21 protein-coding genes are annotated in these 13,411 nt (G+C 27.1%); all 21 read right to left on the reverse strand.

Translation table 11 applies throughout. The features are described 5' to 3' along the window. Positions 1 to 2: 2 nt before the first annotated feature. Positions 3 to 551, reverse strand: a complete 549-nt coding sequence (locus ACQY5W_RS11130) for a GNAT family N-acetyltransferase (RefSeq protein ID WP_428025045.1) — start codon at positions 549 to 551, stop codon at positions 3 to 5. After that, positions 541 to 1,209 (reverse strand): cytidylyltransferase domain-containing protein, encoded by a 669-nt coding sequence (locus tag ACQY5W_RS11135; protein WP_428025046.1) that lies wholly within the window; start codon positions 1,207 to 1,209, stop codon positions 541 to 543. Before ACQY5W_RS11135 ends, ACQY5W_RS11130 begins: the two co-directional genes overlap by 11 nt. After that, positions 1,210 to 1,869, reverse strand: coding sequence for a hypothetical protein (locus ACQY5W_RS11140; protein WP_428025047.1), 660 nt, complete (start codon positions 1,867 to 1,869; stop codon positions 1,210 to 1,212). Beyond that, complete coding sequence (locus tag ACQY5W_RS11145) at positions 1,859 to 2,410, reverse strand: hypothetical protein (RefSeq protein ID WP_428025048.1); 552 nt, start codon at positions 2,408 to 2,410, stop codon at positions 1,859 to 1,861. Before ACQY5W_RS11145 ends, ACQY5W_RS11140 begins: the two co-directional genes overlap by 11 nt. Before the next feature lie 32 nt (positions 2,411 to 2,442). Beyond that, positions 2,443 to 2,781 carry a hypothetical protein gene (locus tag ACQY5W_RS11150; protein ID WP_428025049.1) on the reverse strand — a complete coding sequence of 113 codons (339 nt, stop codon included), beginning with the start codon at positions 2,779 to 2,781 and terminating at the stop codon, positions 2,443 to 2,445. An 18-nt stretch (positions 2,782 to 2,799) separates the two neighbouring features. After that, a complete protein-coding gene (locus ACQY5W_RS11155; RefSeq protein ID WP_428025050.1) occupies positions 2,800 to 2,970 on the reverse strand; it encodes a hypothetical protein in 171 nt (56 codons plus the stop codon). Between the two features lie 6 nt (positions 2,971 to 2,976). Then, positions 2,977 to 4,056 (reverse strand): DegT/DnrJ/EryC1/StrS family aminotransferase, encoded by a 1,080-nt coding sequence (locus ACQY5W_RS11160; RefSeq protein ID WP_428025051.1) that lies wholly within the window; start codon positions 4,054 to 4,056, stop codon positions 2,977 to 2,979. After that, positions 4,049 to 4,285, reverse strand: a complete 237-nt coding sequence (locus tag ACQY5W_RS11165) for a hypothetical protein (RefSeq protein ID WP_428025052.1) — start codon at positions 4,283 to 4,285, stop codon at positions 4,049 to 4,051. Before ACQY5W_RS11165 ends, ACQY5W_RS11160 begins: the two co-directional genes overlap by 8 nt. Beyond that, positions 4,282 to 5,223 (reverse strand): UDP-N-acetylglucosamine 4,6-dehydratase (inverting), encoded by a 942-nt coding sequence (pseB, locus tag ACQY5W_RS11170; RefSeq protein ID WP_428025053.1) that lies wholly within the window; start codon positions 5,221 to 5,223, stop codon positions 4,282 to 4,284. Before pseB ends, ACQY5W_RS11165 begins: the two co-directional genes overlap by 4 nt. Beyond that, positions 5,216 to 5,623 carry a hypothetical protein gene (locus tag ACQY5W_RS11175; protein WP_428025054.1) on the reverse strand — a complete coding sequence of 136 codons (408 nt, stop codon included), beginning with the start codon at positions 5,621 to 5,623 and terminating at the stop codon, positions 5,216 to 5,218. The genes pseB and ACQY5W_RS11175 overlap by 8 nt, the downstream gene beginning before the upstream one ends. Then, entirely contained in the window at positions 5,613 to 5,792 is a 180-nt protein-coding gene (locus tag ACQY5W_RS11180) for a hypothetical protein (protein ID WP_428025055.1), read from the reverse strand. Before ACQY5W_RS11180 ends, ACQY5W_RS11175 begins: the two co-directional genes overlap by 11 nt. Next, a complete protein-coding gene (locus tag ACQY5W_RS11185; protein ID WP_428025056.1) occupies positions 5,792 to 5,995 on the reverse strand; it encodes a hypothetical protein in 204 nt (67 codons plus the stop codon). Before ACQY5W_RS11185 ends, ACQY5W_RS11180 begins: the two co-directional genes overlap by 1 nt. Continuing rightward, the gene (locus tag ACQY5W_RS11190; RefSeq protein WP_428025057.1) at positions 5,995 to 6,189 is read right to left on the reverse strand and encodes a hypothetical protein; all 195 of its coding nucleotides are present in this window, start codon (positions 6,187 to 6,189) and stop codon (positions 5,995 to 5,997) included. Before ACQY5W_RS11190 ends, ACQY5W_RS11185 begins: the two co-directional genes overlap by 1 nt. A gap of 18 nt (positions 6,190 to 6,207) precedes the next feature. Next, positions 6,208 to 6,375, reverse strand: coding sequence for a hypothetical protein (locus ACQY5W_RS11195; protein WP_428025058.1), 168 nt, complete (start codon positions 6,373 to 6,375; stop codon positions 6,208 to 6,210). A gap of 12 nt (positions 6,376 to 6,387) precedes the next feature. Then, on the reverse strand, positions 6,388 to 7,566 hold the full coding sequence (locus ACQY5W_RS11200) for a phage minor capsid protein (RefSeq protein ID WP_428025059.1): 1,179 nt from the start codon (positions 7,564 to 7,566) through the stop codon (positions 6,388 to 6,390). Then, positions 7,563 to 8,048, reverse strand: a complete 486-nt coding sequence (locus ACQY5W_RS11205; RefSeq protein ID WP_428025060.1) for a hypothetical protein — start codon at positions 8,046 to 8,048, stop codon at positions 7,563 to 7,565. The genes ACQY5W_RS11200 and ACQY5W_RS11205 overlap by 4 nt, the downstream gene beginning before the upstream one ends. A 71-nt stretch (positions 8,049 to 8,119) precedes the next feature. Next, the gene (locus ACQY5W_RS11210) at positions 8,120 to 9,613 is read right to left on the reverse strand and encodes a phage portal protein (protein WP_428025061.1); all 1,494 of its coding nucleotides are present in this window, start codon (positions 9,611 to 9,613) and stop codon (positions 8,120 to 8,122) included. A gap of 14 nt (positions 9,614 to 9,627) precedes the next feature. Further along, on the reverse strand, positions 9,628 to 11,085 hold the full coding sequence (locus tag ACQY5W_RS11215) for a hypothetical protein (RefSeq protein WP_428025062.1): 1,458 nt from the start codon (positions 11,083 to 11,085) through the stop codon (positions 9,628 to 9,630). Beyond that, positions 11,060 to 11,665: a hypothetical protein gene (locus tag ACQY5W_RS11220; RefSeq protein WP_428025063.1), complete on the reverse strand. Its 606-nt coding sequence runs from the start codon at positions 11,663 to 11,665 to the stop codon at positions 11,060 to 11,062. Before ACQY5W_RS11220 ends, ACQY5W_RS11215 begins: the two co-directional genes overlap by 26 nt. Before the next feature lie 4 nt (positions 11,666 to 11,669). Then, positions 11,670 to 12,536: a hypothetical protein gene (locus ACQY5W_RS11225; protein WP_428025064.1), complete on the reverse strand. Its 867-nt coding sequence runs from the start codon at positions 12,534 to 12,536 to the stop codon at positions 11,670 to 11,672. Then, positions 12,533 to 13,387: a ParB N-terminal domain-containing protein gene (locus ACQY5W_RS11230; RefSeq protein ID WP_428025065.1), complete on the reverse strand. Its 855-nt coding sequence runs from the start codon at positions 13,385 to 13,387 to the stop codon at positions 12,533 to 12,535. Before ACQY5W_RS11230 ends, ACQY5W_RS11225 begins: the two co-directional genes overlap by 4 nt. Between the last annotated feature and the right edge of the window lie 24 nt (positions 13,388 to 13,411).

The raw sequence follows: 13,411 nt of genomic DNA on the forward strand, positions 1-13,411 counted from the left end.
TCCTAAATTCTAAAATTGTAATAATTAAAATTAAAATACATTGAATCAAAAAAAGATCCATCAAAATATTTTCTCGCTGGCAATGTTGTTTTATATCCTTTATATTTTTCAATCATTTTTTCCCAAAATTCTATATTAGGATTACATTTATAACATTCACCATAAATATTTTGTAATCTCATATTATTAAAAGCTTCATTTAAAACTAAACTTAATGCCTTCGATCCATAACCTAAACCAATATATTCATGAGAAATCATTAATCCTATTTCAGCAATGCCATTTTCCCACTCAATCTTATCTAACCCAGTATAACCAATAAAAACATGAATTAAATGATCATCATTATCATAAGTTTTTAAGAAAATTCCCCAATACCTAGAATTTGAATTTCTATTATTAATTACATCATCAAAAAATTTTTGCTGCATATCAGTAGTTAATGGATAAGGAGTTCTAAGTATTCCTTTTCCTGTATTTTCATTTCTCCATATTCTTACTTTTTCTAAATTTTCAAAATTTAAAACATCTAAATAAATATTATCTTTCATATTCTCTCCTTATTTTTAATATTTTTACAATATCTTCAACTTTTCTAAAATCTTCTAATGTATCAACACTCCATTTATATTTAAAATCTTGAAAAAATGAATTTACTTCATAAATTTTAAATTTCTCAGGATTCTTTTTTATAAATGTTGTTACATGTTCCCTATCTTCTTTATCTTCAGCAACATTATTAACATATGCTAAAACAGAAGATTTCATAATTTCTACATCAAGTCCGCTAGGTAATCCATTTTCACCCCTATTATGTGTAAAATCAGCATTATTTAATAAATGTTTTAATATGACCTCGTCAATTACTTTTGGATAAAATCCAAGCATTGGACAATCGCTTGTTATTCTTACAACATTTGTTATATTTTCTTGTGTAATATTTTGTATATAATTTAATGCTGCATAATACCTATTTAATACGTCTGCTTCATCTCCTTCATGAGAATAACAAAAACATTTATCTGAATATAATTTTGAAAAAACCATATTATCTGAAGATGGATAAATTATTCCTGTAAAATGATTTAATTTACTTTGTTTTGCTCCTTCGATTGTATAGCTAGTCATTGGATGACCAGCCATACTTTTTATACATTTTCTTTCAAGTCTACTTGATTTTAATCTAGTTTGAATTAAAGTTATTATCAATTATAACACTTCCTTTAATATATCTGGTGTTCTTGCAAATTCTCCAGCATCTAAACCTGTCGAAGTTTTTAACTTGTAATGCCACTCTATTATTTTAGGTTTAAATCTATTGAACAGTGCAAAATTATTTGTATGATCTGAAATATTATTACCAATTTTAATATTTAATTTTAGATATTCTTGAACATCAGCAGGATATTGGCTTATACACCAAAATTCCTCAAGTTCTTTTGGAACTTTTATGCAGCCTAATCCAGATATATTTTTATTTCCGAATTTAATTGTTAAATCATTTGTTTTAGAAATATATATTGGAATTTCTTCAGGTATAAAATCTATTAAATAATCCAATTCTCTTCTATTTGCTATTTTCACGAATGGAATATCATAACCAAGCAAAAATTCTAATGATGGTCTATCAAAAATAGAAGATGTTACCTTATATCCTAATTGATTTCCATACTCATAAGCATAATTAAATGATTCTTCAGTTAAAGGAATATTAGCACCGCAAACCTTAAATAATTGCCATTTTACAATTATTTCATACTTGCCACCGTCAATAGCTTTCAATTCATCATACATTCTTTTTATTATTCTTTTATTGTTTTGACATGTATTACCAGACCCAAAATCAAGTATTATAGTTTTACTTTTCATAAGTTCCGTGGACACCCCTTTCTTTTCTTTTGTTTGTTCTCGATCTTAAAGCTACAATTGCCGCTTTTAAACCATCTAATGCGACATCATTTTCATTACATTTAAATTCTGAATTTTGAAAATTCTCCAAAACATCAATACAAATTCCAATAATATCAGGTAGAAAAACTCCATTTAATTCTTTTTCCTTAACTGGTCCACATTGAAAATGTATTCCGCATAAAAGATCATCATTTTTAATTAAATAATTATGGGGGGCATTATATTGATTTTCATCATGTTCAATATATGTGTGTTCTTCAGTTAATAACTCATGTACTAATCTTGTTAACTCGCCATTAATCTTTTTATAAGCTTTAAAGGGTTCTTCTGGACTCCATGATAAATAATCATCTGAATATCTAACAGCAAAACCTTTTTTATTATCTGGAAGACCAGTATTGATTTTTTTATCTCCATATTTAAAATCCGAATATTCTCCATAATTCATTTCACAAGCTTCAATTTCTTTTGTTCCAAAATATTTCTCAAATTTTTTCATAGTTTAAATCATCCTTTTTTATTTATTTTTTTTTACTTCTTTTCAAAAAAATTATTTAATAATTTTCTTATTTTTATTAATTCATTTAAATTATTTTCCATATAATCAAGAGTAACGATAAACATATCTATTATTAATTCCTGTGTATTACTGGTATAAAGAAAATTTTCTCCACCTTTATCATTATTTTTTAAACCTATTCTATAGCTTTTATTATTAAATTTAAATAATTCAGAAAATTCATGAACACTACAAACATTTAAGGCACTTTTATTCTTTCTTAAATAATTATTTAATTTTTCTTTTAGTAGATATTCACGAATTTCTTTATCTTTTGGCTTTTCTTCAATAAATCTAAATATTTTAAACATTGTTTTTATTATTCCTTTCTATTCTTGACAATCAATACAATAATTTTCCCATTCATCTTTATCATTTTTTTTAACTGTCCAATTATTTTCTTTTGCATAATTTAAAGCAGCTTCAAAAGTTAAAAAGCTTTCGTTGTCGCTGCAACCATCACAAATTATATACCAATTTCCTTTAATTTTATTAATCATAAAATATCATTCCTTTTCTATAAATTCATTAATTGTATTAATGATATATTCTTGTTGTTCAAATAATAAGTTATAATACAATGGAATGCTTACTATTTGATCGGCTACTTTTTCAGTATTCGGACATTGTTTTGAATAATCAATTTTGCCAAAATCATAATAAAATAAATTTTCATATATTGGAGGGAAATGTACAACACATTGAATTTCCCTTTTTTTCATGTAATTAATAAACTTTTTTCTATTCTTAATCTTAATTACAAACAAATGATAAACATGAATTCTTCCCTTTAATTGCTTTAATTTTTCACATTTTAACTTATCAATATATTTATCAGCCAACATATATCTAAATGATTGAAATTTGAAATGCTTTGTTTTAAACTGACTTAATACAAGTGCTGCATTTATTTCAGACATTCGATAATTATAGCCTAAAAATTCCATCATACCTTTTTCATTTCTTCCATGATTTCTAAATAATTTAACCCTATGATCTAAAATATAATCATTTGTTAATAAAGCTCCACCTTCGCCAGATGTAATATGTTTTGCTGGATGAAATGAATAACAAACAATATCAGGAATTGTATTATCAGCAAGTCTATTAATTCCACCAAATGAGTGGCACGAATCACTAATAAAATGTAACTGATTATTATCACAAATTTCTTTTATTGCTTTATAATCAGCTAATTGACCAGCGTAATCCATTGAAATTATTGCTTTGGTTTTATTTGTGATTAATTTTTTTATACTTTCAGGATCAATTAAAAGAGTATCTGAATCGATATCTGCAAAAACAGGTATTCCCCCACAATAACTTACACAATTTGCAGTTGCCACAAAAGAAATTGAAGGAATAATTACTTCATCCCCAGGTTTAATTTTTATTGCCATACAAGCAGCATGTAAGGCAGACGTACCACTATTAAGAGTTTTACAAAATTTATAACCTGTATAGTTACTCAGTTCATTTTCAAATTCTTTTGTAATTTCTCCTTGTGTTATATTATTGCTTCTTAATACGTCATTCACTGCTTTTATATCATGCATATCAATAAAATGTTTTGCATAATTAATCATTATTAAGTAACTTCTCCTTTTTTATTTCTACTTGTTGCTTCTTTAAAACTTTAATTTCCTTCTCAAGTTTCTTTACTTCATTTAATAAATATCTTCTATCTCCTCTTAAATCTTTTACATTCTTAACTAATAATTCATTAATTAATTTAAAATTGTCATTTTCTGCTAAAACTTCATCATAAATTATTTTTAATTCTTCATAAGTCATTTCTCTACAACATTCATTCATAATAATTTCCTCATTTCCTCAATAGATAAATAATTATCATTATTTTTACTTGTATATTCAAAAGGTTGAAATTTACTAATTGGTGCATTTTGAGTAAGAATAAAATAATTATTCATATCTAAAAAATACTTGGATTCTTCTTTACTAATTAATGTTTCGTGTATTTTTTCGCCTTTTCTTAATCCTACAATTTTTATTTCAGCATCTTCCTTTATAGCTTTTATTAAATCACTTATTTTTAAAGTAGGTAACTTAGGAATAAATATTTCTTGACCTTTCATAATTTCTAAAGAATCTAAAACAAATTTTGCGGCATTGTCTACAGTTGTCCAAAATCTAGTCATTTCGTTATCAGTTAAAGGAAACTTGCCACCTTCTTTGGCTATTTTCTTGAAGAAAGGAATAACTGATCCTCTAGAGCCAATAACATTTCCATAGCGTACAATCGAAAATATCGTTTCATTATCGCCAGAATAGTTATTCCCATCAATAAACATTTTTTCCATACATGCTTTTGTACAACCATATAAATTTACAGGATTTACGGCTTTATCTGTAGAAATTGCCAATACCTTTTCAACTTTGCGATCAATTGCGGCATCAATTATATTTGCTGATCCTATAACATTTGTTTTGACAGCTTCAAAAGGATTATATTCGCATGAAGGAACATGCTTTTGAGCGGCTGTATGTATAACATAATCAATTTCATTAAATGCTCTATACAATCGATCTTTGTCTCTTATATCACCAATAAAAAAAGATAGTTTTGGATGATTTTTAAATTCTTTTTTCATTTCTGATTGTTTATATTCATCCCTAGAATAAATATAAATTTTTTTGATATATTTATCACTATTTAATAATTGTTTTGTAAGTTCTTTGCCAAGTGTTCCTGTTCCACCTGTTATTAGGACTTTCTTATAAAACTTATTCATTAATTTCTCCTTTTAAATTTTCAAAATCACAAATAACATTACTTAATAAATTATCTAAAGAATCAATCATAGATTCTTTTTCTTTTTTATATTTGTTAATTAAATCTTGAAGTTGATTTAATTGATATCTTTTTTGATAATTATTAAATTCTGACTCAAAATTATCTTTTTCAGTTCTTGAATTTTTTTTATCTTCTTCTAACTGCATTAATTTTTTAATTATATTTATATCCATTAAGCTGTTATTATCATCTAAATCATTATCATTTAAAGTGTAATCTATCAAATCAGCCACAATATTTAATAGATCGGCTGTGCTAAATTGAGAATTTTCTTTAATTGATCTTCTTAATGATTCTTTATCATTTAATAATTTTTCTCTAAGATTTTTATTTTTCATGGATCACCTCATGCATTTCATATAATTCTTTAATAACTTCATCTGGCGTCTTATCTGAATATCCTTTAGTAGTAGTTATAATAGAAAGAGCCATTAAAAATAATTTGCCTTCTTCCGTATTAGTATTAATATCCTTTATTTCTTTTATCTTTTTTTTTGGTTGATTCATCACTTTTTATCTCCTGACAATAAAATTATTTTTTCATATTCGATTAACATCTTTGTAATTTCTTCTTCTGAAAATATTTTCTTTTCTAATAAACATTTTTTAAATACTTTTAGATTTTCTGCAATATAAGGCAATACAATTTTTAAATTTTCATTAGCTAATAATAAACTTGCTTCATTAAGATTTTCGTTTTTATTTTTCATTAATGTTTTTTCCTTTCAAATAATATTCTTTCCATATTTTTGTTTGTTTCTTCTTTATTTTTAATTCCGCAATTAAAGCAAATTCTAGCACCATTTTTTCCATATGGTCTTAATTCTGCCAGCTTTCCGCAATATTCGCAAAAATCTGGTTCTTCTTCTTCTATAATTACAATATCATCTATTCTTTTTGTCATGATTACTCCTTTCATAGTTTATTTATATTTATATTCAATTTCATCTAATCTTTTTTTAACAAAATCTCTTAAATAATCTTTATCAATTTTTATAAATTGTTTTGTTAAAAATTCTATTTCTAAAACTTTTAAATCATTTTGTCTTTTAAGTTCTCTTATTAATTGGTTTGCTTCGACATTATCCATTAAAACTCCTTTCTAATGTGCCTTCCCAATTTGTTCTCTAGCATAGTTTCTATTAAGGAAGGTATTATCTTTTAAATGTTCTCTTTGTTGAGCTTGCCAGTATCTAACTTTTCTATCGGCAATATTTTTAATATTATTATCCATTGCCCCTTTTGATCTTCTTTTCCAATTGCGAATATTTCTTTCTATTGATCTTTGTCTTAATTGAGCATTATAAGAAATTCTTTGTGCTTCATTATAGCCATATTCATCAATTAAAGCCTGTTCAGCTTGATCAACTCGTGGCGGCAATGGCTCTTTACCTTCAAACCATAGACTTACATCATGTTTACAGTTAGGATGAAAAAGCCCTTGAGTTTCTGCATCATCAACGCTTTCATAAACAGGATGGCGTTCTATACTTAAAGTTACTCCTTCATAAGGAGTGCATAATTCACAAGCTCTGAAATGACTTGATACAACGACTAAAGTATAACCTCCTTCAGCATATCTATTTAAATTAGCCTGTAAAGAACATCTACCTGAGACAGTTCTCCCCACCATTTCACAATAGGTATCTATTGAATATTTTGCTCCATTTTTATAAGTTATAGTTTGAATTCCTTGTTTTGCTAGTTGATCCATCATTTCTTGGGAATATTTTATTCTTGTATAAATATCCCCTTCTTTGAAATACTTTTCGCCTGCTAAAATACTAGCATTTCTATAAATATCTTGGGCTTTTCTTAGTATTTGTAATGGTTGCTTATCTAAGTTGTAATATGCTGCATCTCTAAAAGTTTTATAGAAAGGTACATGTTCAGATATGTTTTTAAATAAAGATAAAGTCTCGCTGCTTAATGCCGGGATTGAAATTGGTGGTGGACTTTCAATTAAAAAAGATCCATTTGTGATTTTCTTTATAATTGATGCAGATAAATTATTATATTTTAAATCTGCTTTTGCATGGTTTATTCCTGCGATATATGCTTTTGCTAAGTCTTTATTTGCCCAACTTTTCCAATCTTTATTGAATGTCTTAGCAATTGTTGTAACTTCTTCAATATAAGCTTTTTTATAATTAGCAACATTTACAGGATCATTATTTATTTTTTCTAGTAATTTTTTTGTAGCAATCAGCATTCCAAAAACTACATTTTGAGCAGACAAATATAAATTTTTTCCGTAATCTTCATATCTATCAATGTTCATTTCTTCACCTTATTTTTTTGTTTTTCTTGTTCTTCATGATATTTTATTTGTTGTTTTTCAAATAATTCAAAATTCTTTGTATTGGCAATTCTAAAATATGCATCGCCAGCTTGAAAAAAGTTTCCAGCTTTTGTAATTTTAGAAATTACGTTTTTGTCATTATCGGGAAGTTTATTTTCTTTTTTATCAATGAAAGTATTAACTAAAATTACTAGTCCTTTCATATAATATTCAAGTCCGCTTTTATAAAGGTTATGAAAATCTTTATAACAATCAGGAACTAATAATTTAATAAATCTGCCATAATTGCTTCTGATCTTATCGAGCATTGGTTGATAATTTGGCAAGCTTTGTTTTGCTAAATTCGCTAAATCTCCTAATATTTTATTTAATTTATCAGAAAATAAATAAATATTATTCCTATACTCATATTCTTCATCAGTTTCCCATTTGAATTTTATAACATCATTTTGTTTTTTCATTTTTTCCTCCAATCTAATAAAGAGATTTTATTATAAAAATAAATAAAAGACAAGGTTTAAGAAAAAAAGTCTTAAACCTCAGTTTTAATCATTTCGCTTGTAATTCCTTCTTCTTGATTTATTTTGTCAACTTCTTCTTGTATTTTTTCATCTGTCCAATCTGAATGTTGTAATTTTACTTTCATAAAATTTGAAATAGCTTTTGCCTGATATAAATTTTTTATTACTTCAGATGTTTCTTTACTGTCTGTCATTATTGAATCTTCTATTTCCAATGAGATTAGTTGATTTTCATAATTTGAATATAATCCACTTGCTTTATCAATATTTTGAGCTTGTTGTAATAAACTTAAAATTGCAGGCTTAAAATATTTTTCTTTTTTTGATCTTGTTTTTTGAGACTTATTTTCTCTTATTTTTAAAGCTGTTCCCGATTGTGCATTTCCATATTCTCCTAATCCGAATGTTTGCGGAGAATACCCGCAATTTGAAATTATTTGCCATGTCAATTCGGAACATGTCTTCATATGTGCTTCAAATCTAATATCAAATTGTACTTGTTCTATAGGTTTTACATTATTTTCAGACATTCTCCATTGTGTGAAGTCCATCCTCACAAAAGACTTTTGAAATTTATTAAAATTATTTATAAAAGTCGTTGTACCGTTCACATCTGATCTTGTCTTTTGTAGTAGTTCCTCATCAACAAATATCTGTGCCATTCCTAATTCGATATCACGCATCCAACTAGTCCAAGCAAAATCTAATGAATCAAGTAAGGAAATATCATCTGAATAATCATTAATTCCTAAAGGACTTCCCAAAACAAGTCTATTAGGTCGCATATTTGGTACATATACACAGCCTAAACCGTCCATATTTTTATATTCAACTGGTTTTAAATTTAAATTTTCAGTTTCTTTAATGCTATTTGGATCAATTTCTTTGCCTACTTTTGTCGCTGTACCAACATTTAACTTGTATTCAATTAAAAGAGAATTGCCACTTCTTCTTCTATTCTCAAATAATCTAAAGACTTTTCCACTATCTGTCTTTTTAACTACTCTAAAAAACAAGATTTCCCATAGTCTACCTCTCCAAAAAGTAGGAATAAATTGCTTTGGATTCATTACATTAATTAAAGGAACTCCTTCTAATTGTGCCTCTATGTCTAATTTTAATACGCAGCCTGAGATTGCTGCCGATATTTCCGCACTTTCTAATAAAATACTATTAAATCCATTCTTTTCAATAATATCTTTTATTCTTTCCCCAGCAATTGTTTTTTGATCATATTTAAAAATTGGACTTTCAGAAAACAATAAATCCGCCGAAGTGCTTGCGATATCACCAGCTAAAGGCATATGTACTATACCTTTTCTTTCTTCAGTTTCTAACCTTGCCCAAAATTTTTCTTGAGCTGTCTCATTTCCCGAAGCTAATCTTGTATAAAATCTTAATAATTGTTCAGGATCGCCACTATACCAGCTCGCCCATTCCTCATATTTTAAAAACCAATAGTCACATTGATTAGGTGGGAAATTATCTTTTTCATTCAAAAACATTTAATTCACTCCTTTTAAATTCCTAATATTTTATATCTGCTTGTAGCCCAAGCTATCAGGCTATCGGGTATATGGTCATCAATCTTTGCTATTTGCCCTAGTTCTGGGTTTGCATAATGATACTTTTCCATTTTTTCTTGAGCTGTTTTATTAGTAATATTTAATTTGTTCTTTTCTAATAAAAATCTTAACACATTTATGCCAATACCTTTCCACTTATTAAAAGATACTGGAATAACTTTAGTTGGACATCTTAATTCCCTAAAGGTTTTTTGTAATGTAATATTACTATCTTTAGGGTTACTATCGCAGTAAACCGCTACTACATTATATTTAATACATAATTCAGCTATTGCCTTACATCTTTCTTTTAATTCAACATATTCCCAATATTTAGTTATATTATTTCTGAAAACTTCTCTAGGGTCTTGAATTAAAGAAAAAGCTGTAAAACTATATCCCCAGTCAATTCCAGCCTCTGCAAATACATTAGGCTCAAATATATCATTTCTTCCTCTGTTATATGCTCTATCTATACTATCAAATTCAAAAATTGTTTCCCCTACTTTAGGTCTTTTTAGTAAATATTCAGCATCAACCATTGCTTTTGTACATTGCTTTATTTTTCTTTCAAATTCTTCTAATGTCCAAAAACCTCTATTCCCAATAACTTCCTTGATACACCAAGCATATAATTTAGCTCCAATTTCATATCTATTATCGATTATTTCAGACATTAATCCAAAAGCATTATGCAAAGTGCTAGAAATTATTACATTATCAAGTATTCCGTAATTTGATTTCGGCTGCCCTAAAGCTCCCAAATATATCTTCTCTTCCATTTCGTCAACTTCATCTAATCTTAATTTTTGAGGATGGGGCCCTCTAATAGATTTTGTAGAAGCTGCCAAAGCTTGAAATTGTGATCCATGAGTAGTTTTAAAACCTCTTCCAGCTACTTGACCATTAACTAAAAGTTTATTTCTTAAATGAGCTACCGTTGGCATATTCCATAATTCATTAGTATAGGCAACCGCTTTTATTGACTGTTCTAAGCTTCCCCCTAATACAGTTGTCCAGCAATGCGGCTTGAATACACTTTCAAGCCAACCAAGAATCGCTAAATCTCTTGTCTTTCCTGATCCTCTCATTGCGTACCATATGGAAAAAGAATCTTGTTCTGAATATGCTCCCCATAATGCATCTAATGGAGATTTATGATCATTTTTTACACAATATTCATTTGTGCTTCGAGGATAAGGAAATTTATTATTTAATACTGTGGCACAATAAAGAGCCAAATGTTCTTTTGATCTTGGAGCTTTCCCAGCGAATGATTCATCTATATCAACTATATTTGAAAAGTTCGGCAGTGCTTCTTGTCTATTATAAAGAGAATTAATCACAGCAAAAGAAAGAATATCACAATATTTTATTATTGTTTTTTTATTTTTCTTCTTTGTTTTCTGCATTTTTATCCTCTTCTTCCTTAATTTCTTTTTCTAATTGTTTATAGTCATCATCATCAATCGCAGGATATAAAGCTTTGAAAGCATTTTGTATATGTTCATCTGTAATATTAAGTTTAATTCTTCCCTTTTCAAATTCTTCAATGATTTCTTGATCGACTCTTTTCCATTTAGTAGGAAATCTATTACATAAGGCAAAAATTAAAGCATTAACATTTCCTCTATGAAATTTTGTAATTTTTTTTTGTTTCTTTTTTCTTTTTATTACTTTTTCCTCACCATTATCAATTATTACATCTTCTTCTAATTCTGTTTGTACCTCAGTATGTTCAAAGCCTTGCCCTTCTTTATATAATGCTTCTGTTAGTTTGATTTCTAATTGTTGTTTGCTGTTCTTTAGCACCTCTTTAAACTCTGTTTTTAATGTAGAATATTTATAGAAAGTTGCTTCACTTACTCCCAACATTTTATAAATTTGCTGGTGCGAATAACCTTCATTAAGCCAAAACCTAATTTGATTTAATTGAGGATAAATTATTGTATCATATGCGTTTTTTCTTCCTGCTTTTTTGACTTTTGACATAATATCAACTCTTTTTAAATTTCTCGTTTAATATACATGGAACAGCATTTTTCCATTTGATTTTATGATGTATTCTTTTTGAATCATTATTTATTATCATAGAAATTTTTACACATGATGGACAATACATTACAGTATAAAAACTTTTAACATATGTTCCTTGTTCTAAATATATAGTTGTCATTCCTCCTGATTGTTTTTGGGTTTGTATTTGTTCTAGTGCGATATGATTAAGCATTACAAAAATTTTACCTTCTTGTCCTAATTTTACATAGGTTGTTGTATCTTCATTTACATTTCCTAAAAAACTAAACTTTCTATCTACACTACATATAAAGCTATTCATAGCTTTTCTTTTTAATATTATAGCTGCACCCATTGGGTTATTTGTTCCCCCAATATAATCCCCACCTTGAGCGAATGTAACGGTTAGAATATCTTTGTTATATTCAAGAAATTTAATCATTTCATCAATAATATTATCTAATATTGGGATTCTAATTTTTGTATGTTTATAATCTAAATTCTTATTAAATCTATAATTCATTGATTTATAATCATCATCAAGCTCCATGAAGTATTTATATCCTTTTTCTTTAGCGATATCAAAACAGATATTTCTTGCTGATACGACAGTTTTTCTATGATTAAAATTATCTCCTTGATCAGTCTTTTTACATGCTTCTTTTTTATCGAACATTAAAACCTTTTCAGGTCCATATTTCTCAAAATATTGATCGGCTGTTTCGTCTTCATTATCGATCAAAACAAACCATTTGCCAGAATAACCAAGATTATTTAACATATCAATTGTATGTATTTTATCAGCTCTCCCATGACTTAAAATAAAAACACAAAAATCTTTTCTCAATTAAAATCACCCTCTCCAAATGGTCCTTCAACTTCATTATTATTTAATTCACCTTCTCTTAATTCATTTATTTTTTTTGAAAAATCAACAAGCCCATTAGCGATAGCTTTTTCATAATCAATTATAATTAAAGCTAAATCTTCCATTAATTCTTGAGTCTCTTTATTTTGATGACAATAAAATTCTGCGATATTTTCATAATTGAATGTTAAAAATCTATTTGAGGCAAGGGTTAAAAAGTCTTTTAAATCTTGATCAATATTACTTTTATTAATTTTATTAATTAATTCTTTTGTTCTATCAACATTAACTAAGTCATTAATTGGTGGAGCTTCATCCATTTTAGGCGTATATTCTGGCGATGCAATTTTATCAGTATATCTATTTTCATCATTTTCATTACTACCAGATCCCGAAGAATTATTATTATTTTCAAAATTTTTAAATTCTTCTTCTAAATCTTTAAATTCCTGATTATCGAAGCCCGTTAAAAGAAACTCATCTTCTCCGAAATCTTTTAAAACTTCATACAGCTTTTCATTATCCCATTCACCAGATATTTTATTGAGTGCAACATTTAAAGCTTTTTCTTCAGTCTTATCAAGATTTAATCTTATAACATCAATTTCATTATAGCCTAAATCTTTTAAAACTGTTCCCCTTTGATTACCTCCAATTATAGTATTATCTTCATTGATTATAATTGGATCGACATAACCAAACTTATTAATACTATTTTTAATCTTTTTATACTCTTCATCTTCAGGGGTTAATTTTTTCCTAGGATTATAATCAGGAAAGATTAATTCATCAATTTTAATTTTTTCAAGCTTCATTTTCCCATATTTCATTGTTTTATCACTCCTTTTATAGCT

The organism is Arcobacter sp., from assembly GCF_050300555.1.
In the GTDB taxonomy this organism is placed as follows: Bacteria; Campylobacterota; Campylobacteria; order Campylobacterales; family Arcobacteraceae; genus Arcobacter.